At 73.2% G+C, this 15,932-nt stretch carries 17 protein-coding genes; all 17 read right to left on the bottom strand.

Annotation, left to right across the window (positions count from 1 at the left end; translation table 11 throughout):
* Nucleotides 1-15 precede the first annotated feature (15 nt).
* Nucleotides 16-792: an aldo/keto reductase gene (locus AB0881_RS12770; protein WP_366616662.1), complete on the bottom strand. Its 777-nt coding sequence runs from the start codon at nt 790-792 to the stop codon at nt 16-18.
* 16 nt (nt 793-808) lie between these two features.
* A complete protein-coding gene (locus AB0881_RS12765) occupies nt 809-1,564 on the bottom strand; it encodes an SDR family NAD(P)-dependent oxidoreductase (RefSeq protein ID WP_366616660.1) in 756 nt (251 codons plus the stop codon).
* 15 nt (nt 1,565-1,579) lie between these two features.
* Nucleotides 1,580-3,301, bottom strand: coding sequence for a thiamine pyrophosphate-binding protein (locus tag AB0881_RS12760; RefSeq protein WP_366616658.1), 1,722 nt, complete (start codon nt 3,299-3,301; stop codon nt 1,580-1,582).
* 68 nt (nt 3,302-3,369) lie between these two features.
* Entirely contained in the window at nt 3,370-3,996 is a 627-nt protein-coding gene (locus tag AB0881_RS12755; RefSeq protein ID WP_366616657.1) for a TetR family transcriptional regulator, read from the bottom strand.
* A gap of 22 nt (nt 3,997-4,018) precedes the next feature.
* Complete coding sequence (locus AB0881_RS12750) at nt 4,019-5,050, bottom strand: zinc-binding dehydrogenase (protein ID WP_366616655.1); 1,032 nt, start codon at nt 5,048-5,050, stop codon at nt 4,019-4,021.
* Nucleotides 5,051-5,151: 101 nt separating this feature from the next.
* Nucleotides 5,152-5,577, bottom strand: a complete 426-nt coding sequence (locus AB0881_RS12745; RefSeq protein WP_366616653.1) for a hypothetical protein — start codon at nt 5,575-5,577, stop codon at nt 5,152-5,154.
* A gap of 109 nt (nt 5,578-5,686) precedes the next feature.
* Entirely contained in the window at nt 5,687-6,682 is a 996-nt protein-coding gene (locus tag AB0881_RS12740) for a BtrH N-terminal domain-containing protein (protein WP_366616651.1), read from the bottom strand.
* Between the two features lie 94 nt (nt 6,683-6,776).
* Nucleotides 6,777-7,190, bottom strand: coding sequence for a VOC family protein (locus AB0881_RS12735; RefSeq protein WP_366616650.1), 414 nt, complete (start codon nt 7,188-7,190; stop codon nt 6,777-6,779).
* Nucleotides 7,191-7,295: 105 nt separating this feature from the next.
* Nucleotides 7,296-7,982, bottom strand: a complete 687-nt coding sequence (locus tag AB0881_RS12730) for a DNA alkylation repair protein (RefSeq protein WP_366616648.1) — start codon at nt 7,980-7,982, stop codon at nt 7,296-7,298.
* A gap of 33 nt (nt 7,983-8,015) precedes the next feature.
* Nucleotides 8,016-8,642 carry a TetR family transcriptional regulator gene (locus AB0881_RS12725; protein ID WP_366616646.1) on the bottom strand — a complete coding sequence of 209 codons (627 nt, stop codon included), beginning with the start codon at nt 8,640-8,642 and terminating at the stop codon, nt 8,016-8,018.
* Nucleotides 8,643-8,646: 4 nt separating this feature from the next.
* On the bottom strand, nt 8,647-9,774 hold the full coding sequence (locus AB0881_RS12720; RefSeq protein ID WP_366616644.1) for a hypothetical protein: 1,128 nt from the start codon (nt 9,772-9,774) through the stop codon (nt 8,647-8,649).
* 14 nt (nt 9,775-9,788) lie between these two features.
* Complete coding sequence (locus AB0881_RS12715; RefSeq protein WP_366616643.1) at nt 9,789-11,300, bottom strand: hypothetical protein; 1,512 nt, start codon at nt 11,298-11,300, stop codon at nt 9,789-9,791.
* Between the two features lie 97 nt (nt 11,301-11,397).
* Nucleotides 11,398-12,642: a cytochrome P450 gene (locus tag AB0881_RS12710; RefSeq protein ID WP_366616642.1), complete on the bottom strand. Its 1,245-nt coding sequence runs from the start codon at nt 12,640-12,642 to the stop codon at nt 11,398-11,400.
* On the bottom strand, nt 12,639-13,256 hold the full coding sequence (locus AB0881_RS12705) for an ATP/GTP-binding protein (RefSeq protein WP_366616755.1): 618 nt from the start codon (nt 13,254-13,256) through the stop codon (nt 12,639-12,641). Before AB0881_RS12705 ends, AB0881_RS12710 begins: the two co-directional genes overlap by 4 nt.
* Before the next feature lie 52 nt (nt 13,257-13,308).
* Nucleotides 13,309-13,671 (bottom strand): DUF742 domain-containing protein, encoded by a 363-nt coding sequence (locus AB0881_RS12700; RefSeq protein WP_366616640.1) that lies wholly within the window; start codon nt 13,669-13,671, stop codon nt 13,309-13,311.
* Nucleotides 13,668-14,072, bottom strand: a complete 405-nt coding sequence (locus tag AB0881_RS12695; RefSeq protein ID WP_366616638.1) for a roadblock/LC7 domain-containing protein — start codon at nt 14,070-14,072, stop codon at nt 13,668-13,670. The genes AB0881_RS12700 and AB0881_RS12695 overlap by 4 nt, the downstream gene beginning before the upstream one ends.
* Nucleotides 14,073-14,168: 96 nt before the next feature.
* On the bottom strand, nt 14,169-15,827 hold the full coding sequence (locus AB0881_RS12690) for an ATP-binding protein (protein WP_366616635.1): 1,659 nt from the start codon (nt 15,825-15,827) through the stop codon (nt 14,169-14,171).
* Nucleotides 15,828-15,932: the final 105 nt, after the last annotated feature.

The raw sequence follows: 15,932 nt of genomic DNA, 5'->3' as shown, positions 1-15,932 counted from the left end.
GCGAACGCGCCCGGGTCACCGGGTCCGGGCGAGGGCGTCGATCGCGGCGACGTCCTCGGCGGTGAGACCGATGCCGTCCAGGTCGAAGTTGGCGGCGATGCGCTCCGGGCGCGAGGACCGGGGGAGGATCACGATGCCGTGCTCCAGATGCCAGCGCAGCACGACCTGCGCGGGCGTGACGCCATGCCGCCGCGCGATCCCGGTGAGGACGGGATCGTCCAGGTCGGTGTTCTTGAGGCCGCTGTAGCCCTCGGTGACCACGCCGCGGCGGCGGTGCTCGTCCAGCAAATCCGGATCGTGCTGCGCCGGGCTCCACGGGATCTGGTTGACCGTCGGCCGGCGCCCGGTGGCCTCGGCCAGCAGATCGATCTGGTCCGGGTCGAAATTGCTGACCCCGACGGTGCGCGCCAGCCCCGCGTCCTCGGCCGCCAGCAGCTCCTCCCACGTCGGGACGAGCGCGTCCGCGCCGGTCGGCCAGTGGATCAGCCACAGGTCCACGTAGCCGGTGCCGAGCTGCCGGAGGCTCGACTCCAGGGTGCGGCGGGCGTGCCGGGCGTCCTGCGGGCGCAGCTTCGTGGTGATGAAGACCTGCTCCCGGTCCACCCCGCTGTCCTTGACCGCCCTGCCGACGTCCGACTCGTTCTTGTACAGCGTCGCGGTGTCGACATGCCGGTAACCGATCTCGAGCGCGGCACGCACCGACTCGTACGCCGTCCTGGACCGCAGTTGCCAGGTCCCGAAGCCGATCAGGGGCAGCGTGCCGCCGCCGGGCAGATTCACAGTGCGAGTCATGCTCGGCATTCTCCCCTCACGCGAGGCGCGGGTAGCGCATGGTGTGCGCGCCGCCGTCCACCAGGAGCAGGTCCCCGCTCATCCATGCGCTGGCCTCGGAGGCGAGGAAGAGCACCACCGGGGCGATGTCGTCCGGGGTGCCGGTCCGGCCGAGCGGGATGTTGTCCAGGTACTCCTCCTCGACCTCGGTGCCCTTGATCCCGGCGGTGAGCGGCGTGTCGACCAGGCCGGGGGCGATCGCGTTCACCCGGATGCCGCGCGCCCCCAGGTCCATGGCGGCGACCTTGGTCAGCATCTCGACGCCGGCCTTGCTGGCGCAGTACGCGGCGAACCCCATCGCGGGCTGCCGGGCGTTGAGCGACGCGATGTTGATGATCGAGCCGCCGCCGGCCATGGCGCGCGCCTCGTGCTTGACCGACAGGAACACCCCGGTCAGGTTCAGGTCCAGCACCCTGCGCCATTCGGACACCGGCAGGTCGGTCACCGATCCGAACGTCCCCGAGCCGGCGGAGTTCACCGCGACGTGCAGCGGCCCGAACGCCTCGACGGCGGCGCGGACGGCCTCCTCGACCCCCGCCTCGTCGGTCACGTCCGCCCCGAGGGCCTGGGCTCCGGCGCCGAGTTCGGCCGCGCGCCCCGCCACCGCCTCCGCGGAGACGTCCAGCAGCGTGACCCGGGCGCCGGCGCCGTGGAGCGCGCGGGCGCACCCCAGCCCGATCCCGGACGCCGCACCCGTGACGAGGGCGTGCCTGCCCGCCAGATCGTCGGCCATCGGCTCCTCCGTGCGCTACTTGAGCGGGATGTTCTCGTAGTAGGGGATGACGATCTCGTCGGCCGCGGTGACGTCGCCGAGCATCGCCGTGGTCATCGGATGGACGACCTCGTTGGAGACGGCGAGGTTGACGAGGGCGGGCCGGCCGGAGTCGAGGGCGCGGCGGACGGCGGGGCCGACCTCGCCCATCTCGGTGACGTGCTCCCCGTGGGCGCCGAACGCCTGGGCGACCTTCTCGTACGGGGTGGGCGCCAGCCGGCTGATGAGGTCGTTCCCCGCGCCGAGGACGACGTCCTGGCCGTGGACCGACATGCCCCAGGTGTCGTTGGACAGCACGACGGTGACGATCGGCAGCCCGTGCCGGACCATCGTGTCGAACTCCTGGATGTGGAAGCCGACCGCGCCGTCCCCGGTGATCTGGACGACGCGGCGGCCGGGCTCGGCGCGCTGCGCGCCGATGGCCATGCCGTGCCCGATGCCCAGATGCCCCTGGTGGCCGTGGTTGAGGAGCAGTTCGGGTTCGGTGGCGGTGATGGCCGAGCTCACCCAGCCGGCGGTCTCCCCGCCGTCGGCGATGACGATCGCGCCGGGATCGAGGGCGGCGAGGGCGTTCCTGGCCGCGTGGTACGGGTGGAGCCGGCCGCCGACCTCGTCCGGGGCGTCGGCGTACATCAGGTCCATGAGGCGGTGCGCGTTCACGACCTTCTCCGCCCACTCGCGGCGGTCGCGCCAGGGGCGGCCCTCGTGCGCGGCGAGCAGGGCGGCCATGGTCTCCACGGGGTCGGCCTGCACCGCGACGTGGACGGGCCCGAGGCGCCCGATCTCGCCCGCGTCGGCGTCCACCTGGACGATCTTCGCGTCGGCGGGGATGACCGCGCCGGGCCGCCCGCCCGACGACAGGCCGGGGGTGAAGCCGAGCAGCGCCACCACGTCCGGGGAGCCGCCGCCCGACATCGCGAGCGCGACGAGGGAGCCGACGCCGTGGCCGTTCAGCGGGTGCCGGGGCGGGAGGCCGCGCGAGGCGGGGCCGCCGTACAGGACCGGGATGCCGGTGGTCTCGGCGAACTCGACGAGCGTCCCGCCGTCCCGCGCCCAGCGTGCCCCCTCGCCCACCAGGACGACGGGACGTTCCGCGCCTTCGAGGGCCTCCAGGGCTTCGGCGAGCGCCCGGCGGCCGGGACCGGGGCGGGCGCCGATCCGCGGGGCACCGGCGGGCCGGACGTGCGCCGGGTTCACCGGGCGGAACGCCACGTCGATCGGGAGCTCCAGCGCGACCGGGCCGGGACGGCCGGACAGGGCGCGGCGGACGGCGAGGCCGACCAGGTCGGGGATGCGTTCGGGGGTGGTGATGCGGTGCGCCCACTTGGTGACCGGCGTGAGGGCGGCGATCTGGTCGATCCCGCCCTGGAGCTCGCGGGTCTCGACCTCGCGCAGCGGGGGAGCGGCGACGATGACCAGGAGGGGGACGTCGTCGGCGTAGGCGTTGGTGATCCCGGCGAAGCCGTTCGCGAAGCCGGGACCGCTGGTGACGGCGGCGACGCCGAGGCCGCCGGTCACCCGGGCGTACCCGTCGGCGGCGTTGACCGCGGCGGCCTCGTGCCGGAAGTCGAGCAGCTCGATGCCCTCGTCGGCGCAGCCTCGGTAGAAGGAGTCGAGATGCCCGCCGTGGAGGGTGAACACGACGGGGGCCGTCCCGGCCAGGGTCTTCGCCAGGAGAGTGCCGCCGTTGAGATCCACGCGTCTCCTCCTCGGGATGAGACTCAGATCTCAATTGATACTTGAGTTTCAGTTGGGCGGCAAGGGTCCTACGGGACCGGCCGGACCAGCCCGGCGAGCAGCACCTCCAGCACGTCGCCGGTGGCCCGCTCCAGATCCGTCCGCTCCCCGCCGGTGATCCACTGTCCGGTGGCGGTCGCCATCCCCGTCACGACGAGCCAGGAGACGAACGACGGTTCCAGCCGGGCGTCCAGCTCCCCGGTGCGCTGGCCGCGTTCGACGATCTGTGCCACCAGCGACAGCAGTTCCGGATGCGGGGGCGCCTCGGTGGCCGCGGAGAACAGCGCGGGCCCGGCCTCGGTCAGGAACGCGCGCAGCATCTCCCGCAGCGCCGGGCCGGTCGCGGTCCAGTTCGCCACGAGCGTGCGCTGGACGGCCCGGAGCCGCTCGACGGCGCTCGCGGAGTCGTGCGCGGGCATCGCCTCGCGGGCGTCCCGGGCCAGCCGGTGGTTGAACTCCAGCAGCAGCCCCGCCTTCGCCCCGTAGATCCGGTAGAAGGACGCCCGGCCGACCTCCGCCCGCTCGCAGATCTCATCGATCGTGATCTCCTCGTACGGCCGGTCGGCCAGCAGCTCCAGGGCGGCGGCGTAGAGCCCGTCCCGCGCCCGCTGCCGCTTGCGCTGGCGCAGCGTCGGTGCCGGATGCGATGAGGACATGCGGCCAGTATCGCGGTCCCCCTCACCGGGGGTGCACGAGGATCTTCACATGCCGGTCGGGGACGCGCAGGTCGGCGAACGCGCCCGCGACCCCGCCGAGCCCGACGCCCCCGGTGACGAAGGCCGCCGCGTCCACCCGGCCGCCGGCCAGGAGCCCGAGCGCGTGCGCGAACTCCTCCTGCCGGTAGGCGTACACGAACGTGATCGACACTTCCTTCAGGATCGCCGTCACCGGCGTGATCGTGTCGGGCTTCATGGCGACGCCCACGCCGACGATCCTGGTGTGCCGCGGTACGCCGTCGACGAGCCGCTGGATCAGCCCGGGAGCGCCGACGCACTCGAACGCGACGACGTTCCCTGCCGGGACCCCTTCACCGAGCAGCGGCGAGGGCGGTTGCTCGACGACCCCCAGCTCCGCCCACCGCTCGTACGGGGACGACTCGGCGGGATCCACCACGATGTCGGCGCCCAGCCGCTCCGCCAGGGCCCGGCGTGCCGGAGAGAAGTCCGCGGCGACCACCGGCCCGTGCCCCTCGGCCTTGAGAACCGCGATCACCGCGAGCCCGATCGGCCCGCACCCGACCACGAGCGCGACGTCCCCGGCGGCGGGCCGGGCGGCGCGGACGGCGTGGACGCCCACCGCGAGGGGCTCGGTCAGCGCGGCGTGGTCGTCCGGCATGCCGTCCGGCACGCGCAGCAGCAGCGACTCCTGCATCACGGTCCGCTGCGCGAACCCGCCCGGGAGCACCGGGGACAGCCCGAGCCCCTCGGGGCCCGAGGGCCCGTCGGCGTACGGGACCGACACCACGCGGTCGCCCGGACGGAACCGCCCGGAGGTCTCCGGCCCCCGTTCGAGGATCTCCGCGCAGAACTCGTGCCCGAGGACGATCCGCGGCGCCTCGTCGCCGAACGCCGCGAGCTCGTCGACCAGATGGAGGTCCGAGCCGCAGATCCCGGCGGCGAGCGGCGCGACCAGCACCTGCCCCGCGCCCGCGGCGGGCTCCGGCACCTCCCCGACCTCGACCCCCGAGGCCGTGGTGAAAGCGGCGAGCATCCGACCTCCCGGACCGGTACCGAGGTACCGAGGTACCGATCGATACTAGAGTCCCCGGTCGGCGGGAGCCAGAGGCCGGAGCCGTCGCCTTCCCGGCCGGATCAGTCCTCGGGAAGGACCTGGCAGTCGTCATTGCTGCCGGCCGAGTCGGAGTTCACGGACTCCCACCGCAGAGAGTTCGCCGGAACGGTGACGAACGCATAGGTCTCGCCGTTCTCAAGGCAGTTGTCGTGGTCCTTGCCGACCGCGGTACCGCCCAGATCGGTGACGACGAATCCGCGCTTGGCGTCCAAAGTCACGCGCACCGTGAAGCCGCCGACACGGCGGGTACGGAAAGGCGCGTTCGCGGGGACGACCCACATTCCCGAGGGCTTCCGCTCCACCATGGCCCGGTCCCCCGCGTCGGCGTCCTCGTCCCAGCCGTCGATGTAGACCGTCATGTCCGGCTGGATCTGCCTGAGGGCGGTGTTCTCCGTCGTGCACGACGCGGTGAGTCCGACAACCGGCAGCAGCACGACCGCGGACACCATTCTCCAGCGCATTTCTCGCCCTCCCGTAAGGGTGGGCCGCCGGCCGGGCGCGAGACCCGGCCGATGAGGCGGCCGAATGGTGTGACGGCCGGCGGGCGGAACCGGTTCAGACCGCGTCGCCGAGGGCGCCGAGCGCCTCCATGGCCTCGCGTTCGAGACGGGAGAGATCGTGCAGGACGGCGCCCGCCTGGACGAGGTGCCGCGCGTCGGCCGATTCGCCGGCCTTCGTGATCAGCGCCGCGACCTCCGTCCACAGGACGGCGGCCTCGGTGTACAGCCGGTGGCCGGTGCGCAGGCGGCCGCCGCCGACGAATTCGGCGCTTTCGGCGAGGAAGTCGCGGTAGAGGTTGCGGAACAGGGCGCCGCCCGTGCCGGCCTTCTCCATGAGGAGGGCGGCCTGCGGCAGGTCCCGTTCCGGGACGTCGGTCCGCTGGAGCCAGCCGGGCACCAGCTTGCCCGCCTTGGCGATGCCGCGGTGCCCGAGATTGGCGATGGGCGGGGCGAGGAAGGCGCCGGCGCAGGCGGTGATGGCGGGAACGATCCGCTCCCGCGGGTCGGCCAGGTCCGGCGGAACGGTGAGCGTGAAGGAGCGGTGCCGGGCGGTCATCGGGCCGCGCGCCGCCCTGGCGCGGGCGAGGCCGGCCAGGCTCGTGGACACCGCCCCGCCCTGCTGGGCGGTGTCCACGAGATGGGCGTCGCGGTCGTCGTAGCCGTACATGGCGACGACGTGACCGCCGAAGTGCGCGTCCGACCCGAAGTAGTCCAGGTAGTGGCTGTCGAGCTGCAGCCCGACGGGCCTGCCGGCGTCGATGGAGGCCGCCACGTTCGCCCAGGCCTTGCGGGGCGAGGCGGTCTCCTGGACCGCGAGTTCCAGCCCGAGCGCCGCCGCCAGGTTGCGGGTGAGCTCGAACGGCTTGACCCGCCCTCCGAGGAAGGGGAAGCCCATGTTCTTGGCGTCCCAGTAGACGAAGGACAGGCCGGAGCCGAGGCCGAAGAGCATGGGCTCGGAAAGGTCGAGCCCCTGCTGCCGCAGCAGCACGCCGAGCGCCGTCGTCTCGCAGTGCAGCCCGCCTCGGGCGTCGATGTCGGCCACCGTGGTCATGTGATGCCGTCCCGGCTAGGAGTGATCGGCTGGACGACATCATTGTGGACTCTCCCACCGTGGGAGGGTCCAGGCGGCGGCTACTCGCGCACGGCTACTCGGCGTACGGCTGGTCCTCGCCCTCGGCGCTGTAGCCGAGGCTCCAGATGTAGCCGTCCGGGTCCGCGAAGGTGGCGCCGTACCCGCCCCACGGCAGGGCGGCCGGGCGCTTGAGGATCGTGGCGCCGGCCTTCTCGGCCTCCTCGATGATCTCGTCGACGCGCGACTCGCTCCGGACGACGTAGTTGAGGACGAGCCCGCTGAAGCCGCTGCCCTCGGGGCTGGTGCCCACCTGGTCGGCCAGGCCCTCGCGGCCGTAGAAGCCGACGGGCGAGGCCCCGTCCGACTCGAAGAACACCGAGACGCCCCAGTCGTTCTTGATCTTCCAGCCGAGCCCCTCGGCGTAGAACCGCTTCGACCGTTCCATGTCCTGTACGGCCAGCAGGATCGCGCTGACGTGCGCCTTCATAGCGTGTCTCCCTGTTTCGAGATGCGTGCCGCGCGCGGCGGCGTTCATGGGGATCACGCTATGTACGGCCCGGTCACCGGCGCTTCTCGATTCCTGATCGATGCCCTACCCGCCGTCCCGCCGGCGCACCATCTCGGCGATCCAGACGGGCGCGTACGGGGACGTGCAGCCCGGTGAGGTCGGGTAGTCCTTGAGCACTTCCAGGCGCTCGCCGATGGCGACGGCGCGGGCGCGGTGCTCGGCGTGCTCGATCCCGATCTGGGCCAGGCAGGTGTTCATCGCCCACTGGAGGCGGTCGGGGGCGTCCTTCATCCGCGCCTCGATGACGTCGAGCAGGCCCGGGAGGTCGAGGCCCTCGGGCCTCTTCGCCACGCGTTCGGCGGTCAGCGCCCAGCCGGCGCTCGCGACCACCGGGTCCGGGTCGGCGGTCCAGGCCCGGCGCAGCTCCTCGGCGTGCGGGCCCTTCTTCACCACGTAGTTGACGAGCCAGTCGTGCACCTTCGGCGCGCGCGCCTCGCGCAGCATGGCGTCCAGCTCGGCGCGCTCGAACGCCTTGGGGCGGCAGATCAGGAGCGCCAGCAGCCGCGCCGCGGTGTCGCCGGTCTCCCAGAGCCGGCGCGCGAGTTCCTGCTGCGTCTTCAGCCGCTTCGCCACCGCTCGCAGCTTCCCGAGGTTCACGCCGTGATCGTCACCGTGCCGCTCGTTCACCGCGCGTGCCTTGGGGTCTTCGAGGGCGGCCAGCTCGGCCATCACCTCGGCCACCGTCGTCCCGGTCGGCGCCGTCCCGGCCATCGCGGCCTCCCGTCCGTCGCGTGCGGACCCAGCCTACGACGGCGGCCGGTCTCCCGCCGTGACCGGCCGCCGCAGCGCCGGGCCCAGCCAGCGGTGCAGGAGGGCGCGGAGCGCGGCCTCCTCACGCGGCGGCTCGCTCGGATGCTGCAGGAACGACGACAGCAGCCGCATGATGATCTCGGCGAGCCCGTTGAGGTCGTCCTCGCCGACGCCGGCGGCGGCCCAGTCCACGGGGAACCTCCGCAGCATCCGGGCGCCGTAGCCGATGGCGTCCGCGGTGGTGGCCCCGCGGCCGAACGCCGTGGAGTCGCCGAGCTGGAGCAGCAGGCTCAGATGCGGCTCGGTCGGGATGGCGCGCACGCAGAACACCATGCCCTCCACGACGGCCTCGGCCGGATCGCCGATCCCCTGGAGGTGGGCGACCAGCCGGTCGACGAACGACTCCGCGCCCTGCGCCGCGACCTCGCCGATGATGTCGCTGATCCGGGCGAAGTGGCGGTAGACGGTCTGGCGGGTGACGCCGAGCTCGCCGGCCACGTCGGAGAGGGTCGTCTTGGCGACGCCGTGCCGGTCGACGCAGCGGGCGGTCGCGTCGATGATGCGCTGGCGCGCCTCGGCATCCGATGCGGGAGGCCGTCCTCCCCAGCCGTGGCGCGCCATCGCCCTAGGATCTCACAGGCTCAGGGGCCGCCCGTGCCGCGGACGCGCGGGTCGCGGCCGCGATGAGCGCGGTCGCGGCGGCGGCGCAGAGCACGACGTACCAGAGGCTGCCGACGGGGGTGCCCTGCTCGGTGACGCCGCCGGTCGCCGAGAGGTACGCGGGCAGCGCGACCAGCCACAGGACGGCGTGGACGCCGAGGTAGACCGCCGGGTAGACGCGGGCGAACAGCGGCGAGGCCATCGGCTCCGCCGCGCCGGCGCGCCGCGCCCGCCAGGCGTCCGCGAGCAGGTAGAGGCCGACGAGCCAGACCGCGGCGAGCTCGACGCTGAGGATGGCCCTCTGGACGCCCAGCTGGTCCTCCCCGCGGAACGCGCCGCTGGGCGCGCTCACGATGATCATCGCCAGCGGTGTCACGGCGCCGGCGACGGCCGTCCGCCAGGCGATCCCCGGGCCGGTGAGCGCGCCGCGGTCCGCCCGCCCGACCAGGCGTACGACGAGGTACGTCATCGCGCCGAACGAGACCGAGGCGAACAGCAGCATGCTGTTCATCGGCACCGACCCGAGGGCCGGCTGGTTGATCATCCGGTTGTCGGGGTTCCAGGCCCACCACTTCAGCTGCGGGCCGAGGTGGTCGAAGATCTCGTAGAAGACCTGGCAGGCGAACGCGACCGCCGCCGAGCCGAGCAGCGGGCCGCGCCGCGCGAAGACGCCCAGCGCCCGCACCAGCTCGTACGCGAGCTGCGACAGCGCGGGGTAGAAGGCCACGATGTAGAGCGGCAGCCGGTCGTACATGAACTGCACCGTGAACACGTTGTGGGAGAAGATGAACCCGACGTGCTCCTCCAGGCCGAACCAGCCCGGGAAGTACAGCGGCGGCTCGATCACGGCGAGGTAGACGACCGAGGCGAACCACAGCGAGATGTTGACCGGGTCCCCGTCGCGCCGCCACCGGCGCCACGCGTGCACGAGGGCGAACACCGCGCCGCCGACGATGAGCAGTTCGAGGACCGGCATGGTGCCGTTCTCCAGGCCGAACGGGCCGCGCAGGTCCATCACGGGTTCGGCGTCCCGGCAGGAGTAGCCGAGCCCTTCGGCGAGGCGTTCGGCGGCCGCTTCACAGGTGTGGTCCATCGTTCGCTCCCGGGTCAGGCGCCGACGCGGCCGGCTTCGGCGGACGAGGACCGCGCGGCGCGCGTGTAGCCGGTGAAGTCGGTCCCCGGCGGGTCCTTCTGGTCGTCGAACCCGCCGGGCACGACCGTACGGCCGAGCCGCTCGCGCACCTTGTACCGCGCGATGCCGAACCAGAACCGCGGATCGGTGGCCATCTCCCGGAGGGACCGGTCGAGGTTGAACACCTTGGCGAATGTTTGCTCGACGTAGGCGTCCTCGCGGCTCGCGGCGTTGATCGCGTTGAAGATCGGCCAGCTGAGGCGGGCGGCCAGCCGGCGCCGCCAGCGCGGCGCGACCTCGCTGCCGGTCGCGAAGTCGTACGCCTGGTCGCGCGCCATCGCGAGCATCCAGGGCACGTCCAGGGACTTCTTCTGCCGGGCCAGGAACTCGCGGGTGAACGCGGCGTCGATGGCGCCGCGCACCCGCAGCATCGCGCCGAGGATGAGCGCCGAGCGGGCGGCCGAGCTCATCCCCTGGGCGTAGAACGGGTTGAACGCGCAGATCGAGTCGCCGACGCAGACCAGCCCGACCGGGGGCGTGCCGAGCAGGTCGAAGCGGCGCCACTTGTTGCCGGTCGAGCGGGTCAGGTGCACCTCGGAGATCGGGGTGCAGGCGCGCGCCGCCTCCCCGAACGTCCTGGCCCGCACCCGGTCCACGGCGGCCTCGAACGCGTCGGCCTTGCGCGGCATCGGGATGCCCCACGACCCCATGCACACGATGGCGCGGTCGCCCTCGATCGGGAAGAAGTTGCTGAGGAACTCGTGCTCGGCGGGATGGTCGCCGGTGTCCTGGGTCGGGGTGATGACCAGGTGCTTCCACCACCACGTGCCGGGGCGCCGGTCGGCGGGCGGCAGGTCGTACCAGCGCGAGGTGTAGGTGACCTTGGCGTCGAGGGTCCGCTCCGGCGGGGCCGTCCAGCCGGCCGCGGTGAGCCAGTCGACGACCGAGGAGCCGCGGCCGAGCGCGTCGACGACCAGGTCGGCGTCCAGCCGGCCCTCGTCGCCGCCGTCCGTGCGGAACTCGACGCCCTCGACGCGCCCGCGCGCGGTGCCGCCGGCGGTGGACCGGAGCCCGGTGACGGTCACGCCCTCGCGGATCTCGATGGCCGGCGACTCGCGGACCTTGTCGCGCAGGACCCGTTCGATGAGGACGCGGGAGCTGTAGACCATCGTCATGGAGCCGGACTTGCGCGGCGCCCAGCCGTCGTTCTCGCAGTAGGCGGCGTCCATCGACGGCATCAGGCGCATCCCGCCCGCGGCGATGAGCGCCTCCTCGAACCCGGGGAAGATCTGGCCGATCGCGCGGCGGCCGGAGTTGAGGAGGAAGTGCGGGTGCTTGCTCTGCGGCACGCCGCGGCGGTGCTCGGCGTCCGGTGGCAGCCGGTCCCGCTCCAGGACGACCACCTGGTCGAAGTGCTTCGCGAGCACTCCGGCGGCGCACAGGCCCGCCACGCTGCCGCCGAGTACCACGGCCGTTCCTCCGCGCATCCCGGAGCCTCCATTCATACAGATGATGCATGAATGTATGATCTGAGGGCGCGGCGGGTCAACAGCCCGCCTCCGGGAACGGGATCCGGCCGGCCGGTCAGCCGGTCCGGTGCAGCGCCGTGGCCGGGCTGAAGGTGACCGGGAGGGCCGCCAGCCGGCGCACCCAGAACGAGGGGAGCCACATCAGCTCGTCCGGCCGGACCGCGAGGTCGATGTCCGGCAGCCGGTCGAGCAGCACCTCGACCGCCGTCCTGGCGATGATCTCGGCGAGTTCGGGCGCGGGGAACGGGCAGCCGTGCTCGCCGTGCCCGAAGGACAGGTGGGCGCGGTTGGCGACGCTCTCGCCGTGGGCGGGAGGCTGCACCTGCGGGTCGGCGTTGGCCGCGGCCCATCCCAGGATCAGCATGTCGCCCGTGCGGATCCGGCGCCCGGCCAGCTCGCAGGCGTGCACGGCGAAGCGGCCGATGTTGTTCTGGGACGGCGTGTCCTCCCACAGCACCTGGTTGAGCGCCTGGGCGACGCTGCCCCGGCCGCCCTGGAGCGTCACGGCGAACTGGTCGTCGACCAGCATCAGCCGCAGCGCGTTCCCGATCCAGTGGCCGGTCGGCAGATGCCCCGCGCTCATCATCGGGATCAGGTCGTTGACCAGCTCGTCCACGGTGAGGTCCGCGGGGTGCTGCAGCATGCGGGACGTGACGTCCGCTCCGGGGCGCACCTTGCGCGCCTCGGCCAGCGCGCGCATCCGCTCCTGGAGGCGCTGGTGCGCGGGGACGGCGTTCTCGTCCGAGCCCGCCACGTCCATGACGTCCCGGATCATGTCGGGCACCTCGGCGTCCGGGACGCCGAAGAGCCCGGCCACCACCAGCGGCGGGAGCCGGTCGGCGAACTGGCTGATCAGGTCGGCCTCGCCGTCCCCGGCGAACCCGTCGATCAGCCGGTCGGCGACGCGCTCGCAGCTGTCGCCCAGCTCCGTGCGGTCGACGGCGTCCAGCGCGTCGCTGATCGCGGAGCTGCGCCGCTGGTGCTCCTGCCCCTCGGCGAGCATCACCGACGGGTTCCAGCCGACGAACGGCAGCAGCGACCAGTTCTCCGGGACGAGGTCCCAGGCGTTCCAGCGGCGGGTGTCGCGGGCGAACAGGCCCGGATTGCCGGTGACGTGGTTGACCTCGCGGTAGCCGATCACGTACCAGGCGGGGATGTCGCCTTCGAGGAGGACGGGCACGACCGGGCCGTGCTCGCGGCGCATCTGCTGGAAGAAGTCCCGCGGCCGCTGGTCGAACTCCGGCCCGTACAGGCGGACGGCGTCCTCGTCGATGTGCGGCCGGACGGCCTCGTCGGTCACTGCGCGGCCTCCTGGAATGCGGCGGGTGAGGCTGGTGAGGCGGATGCCGGGGAGTCGTGGAGGGTGGTGAGGTGCCGGACGAGCGTGATCAGCACGCCCTTGCACGAGTCCCGGAGCCGGGCGTCGCACTCGACCAGCGGGACGTCCCCGGTCAGCGACAGCGCGTCGCGCACCTGCTCCAGCGACGGCTGCGGCCCGGGCTCGTCGAACCGGTTGACCGCCACCACGAACGGCATCTTGTGGTGCTCCAGCCGGTCCAGCGGGTAGAAGGAGTCCTCCAGCCGGCGGGTGTCCACCAGGACCACCGCGCCCAGGCTGCCGGAGAACAGCTGGTCCCAGACGAACCAGAACCGCTTCTGGCCGGGCGCGCCGAACAGGTACAGCACGCGGTGGTCGTCCAGGGAGATCCGGCCGAAGTCGAACGCGACCGTGGTGGTCCGCTTGTCGGCGACGCGGCTGGGGTCGTCGATGCCGACGCCGGCCTTCGTCATGACCTCCTCGGTGCTCAGCGGGCGGATCTCGGAGATCGAGCCGACCATGGTGGTCTTCCCGACGCCGAACCCGCCCACGATCACGATCTTCAGGGCGTCGCGCGCGGTGCGGCGCAGCGGCACCCCGCCCGCGGGGCCGGCCGGCGCGGCGGCGCTCCCGGGGTCCGCCGCGTGGTCAGAGGTCTTGGAGTCCAACGAGCACCTGCTTCAACGTTTCCAGGTCGGCCAGGTGGGTCGTCGCGGTGGCCGACGTCGGATGGCGGACGGTGATGTGGCCGGTGTCGCGGAGGTCGAGCAGCAGGATCTTCACCACGCTCACCGGCAGTCTCAAATGCGAGGACAGCTCGACCACCGCCACCGGCTCGTGGCGGCACAGCCGCAGGATCGTGACGTGCTCGGACTGCATCCCGGGCGCCGCCTCGTTCTCGGCGACGACCAGCGTGACCAGGTCGAAGTCCGCGCCGTCGGCGCGGCTGCGGCCGCGGGTCACGGTGTAGAGCCGGTCCGGGCCGTCGAGGTCCAGGGGCCGCGGGTTCATCTCGGTGCGGCTGTCCGCGGTGCCGCGGTCAGGTAGCCGCCGATCTGCTCCACGAGTTCGTTCATGCTGTGCCCGACCAGGCCGACGTCGGCGTCCTCGTGGGCCACCACGGCCAGGTGCGCCCCCTCGCCGGCCGGAATGATCAGCAGCAGCCCGCCGGCGAACTCCATCATCGACTGGCCGGCGCCGGCGCCGCTGCCGAACTCGTGGGAGGCGGTCAGGGACAGGCTCTGGATTCCCGAGGCGATGGCCGCGAGCTGGTCGGCCCGGTCGTCGTCCAGGCCGCGGGTGTGGCAGATCTTCAGACCGTCCCTGGACAGCACCAGGACGTGCTGGATCCCGGGGGCCCGGTCCGCGAGGGACGCCAGCAGCCAGTCGAGTTGACGCTCATCGGTGCTCATCAAGATCACGGGACGGCGTCCGGCGCGGATGCACGCCCCTGCCTCCTATCTGTCGATCTGCGGTCCGGACCCGGATGCCCGGACCGGCCATGAGCCCTACTGGTCGGGGTCTTCGGGGGACGCGGGTCCGCCGTGCCCGGAGCCGTCCGGCTCGCCTCCGGCCGTCCGGCGGCGCCCCGTGGCGGACTCGCGGAACGCGGCGAACCGCGCTCCCGGATCGCGCGGTCCGGGGGCCGGCGCCGCCTGCTGCCCGACCGTTCCGGCGAGCGTGGCGCCGCGGCGGCGCTTGGGCAGGTACGGCTCCGTGCCGGATCCGCCCGCGTCCGGTGCCGCGTCCGCCGCCGCCGGGGCCCCGACGGCGGCGGGTACGCGCTCGGGCAGGGCGGTGCCCCTGGGTGCGCTCCGCACGGACTCCGACAGGCTCTCCGGAGAGGCGTCGCCGGAGGAGTGCGAGACGAGCCGGCGCGGGATCAGCACGACCACGCCGATGCCGCCGCGCGAGGACGGCCGGAAGCTGACCCGCAGGCCGTGCTTGCCCGCGAGCCGTCCCACGACCGCCAGGCCCAGCCGGGTCCCGGGCAGCGACGTCAGGTCGGCGGCCTCGGAGACCAGCCGCTCGGCGCGCTCGCGCTCGCGCTGCCGCATCCCGAGGCCGCTGTCCTCGATGGTGACGACGACGCCGGCGTCCTCCTCCTCGGCGTAGACGTGCACGGCGGTGCCGTGCGGGGAGAAGTTCGCGGCGTTGTCCATCAGCTCGGCCAGCACGTGCATGACGCCCTCGGCGGCGAACCCGGCGATGGCGGCGTTGCTGACCGAGTGGTACTGGACGCGCTGGTAGGAGGCGATCCGGCCCATGGCGCCGCGGATGATGCTCTCCAGCACGATCGGCCTGGTCCAGCGCCGCCCGGTGCGCCCGCCGCTGAGCAGCGCGATGCTGTCGGCGAGGCGTCCCATCTGGGAGACGTGGTGGTCGAGGTCGAGCAGGTCGCCGAAGACCTCGTCCTCGTGGTACTGGTCCTCCAGTTCCCGCAGCCGGGCCAGCATGCGGGTGGTCTGCGCCTGGATCCGCGCCGCCGCGCTCGCGCAGGACGCCATGGCGGACGCCCTGGTGCGCTCGCCCGCGGCCAGGTCGTCGGCGAGCCGGTGCAGGAGCCGCTCCAGCGCGTCGTTCGAGGGCGCCGGAAGCTCGGCCAGCACGGACGCCGCGGGGGCGCGGTCGCCGCGGACCCGGTCGATCAGCACGGGCAGTGTCGAGTCGGCCAGCCGCGCGGCCTCCTCCTGAAGGGAGGCCAGCTCGGCGCGGGCCCGTGCCGCCCGGTGCTCGCTCACCGCGACGCCCTCCGCCACCACGCGTACCAGGCGGCCCAGCAGGTGGTCGGGGACGGTCCGCAGCTCGGCGAGGGTCTCGTCCGGCGCCGCCCCCTCGTGGAGGCGGGCGATCAGCGCGGGCAGCGGCCCCTCGACCAGCTCGTGGAGCCGGCTTTCCAGCCGGTCGCTCTCGCCCTCGATCCGGGCCAGCCTCGCCCGGGAGGCGCGTGCCACCTGGAAGTGGTAGGCCGCGGTCCCGATCGCGAGGCTGAGGATCAGCGCCGCCGCGCCGCCGCCCGCGGCGACCAGCGCCCGCGACCGCTCGTCAACGGCCAGCAGCGTGCCCAGCCAGGCGCCGCCGCCGACGATCGCCGCGGCCAGCCAGATCCAGAACGCGCGTTCCAGCGCGGCGCGCTCGACGCGCGCTCGATCCGCTCGTGTTGCCATCCATCGTGTCCTTGTGAGCGTCGGTGACTGGCGCGCAGGAATCGTCGGCCTGCGGCCTGGCGGCCAAAACGAAATAAGGCGTGATAAGGATGCACCATAACGCTC

This window comes from Spirillospora sp. NPDC029432, from assembly GCF_040703975.1.
Lineage (GTDB): Bacteria > Actinomycetota > Actinomycetes > Streptosporangiales > Streptosporangiaceae > Spirillospora.
Note: the sequence above shows the minus strand (reverse complement) of the source record. Positions and strands in the feature narration are given on the sequence as shown.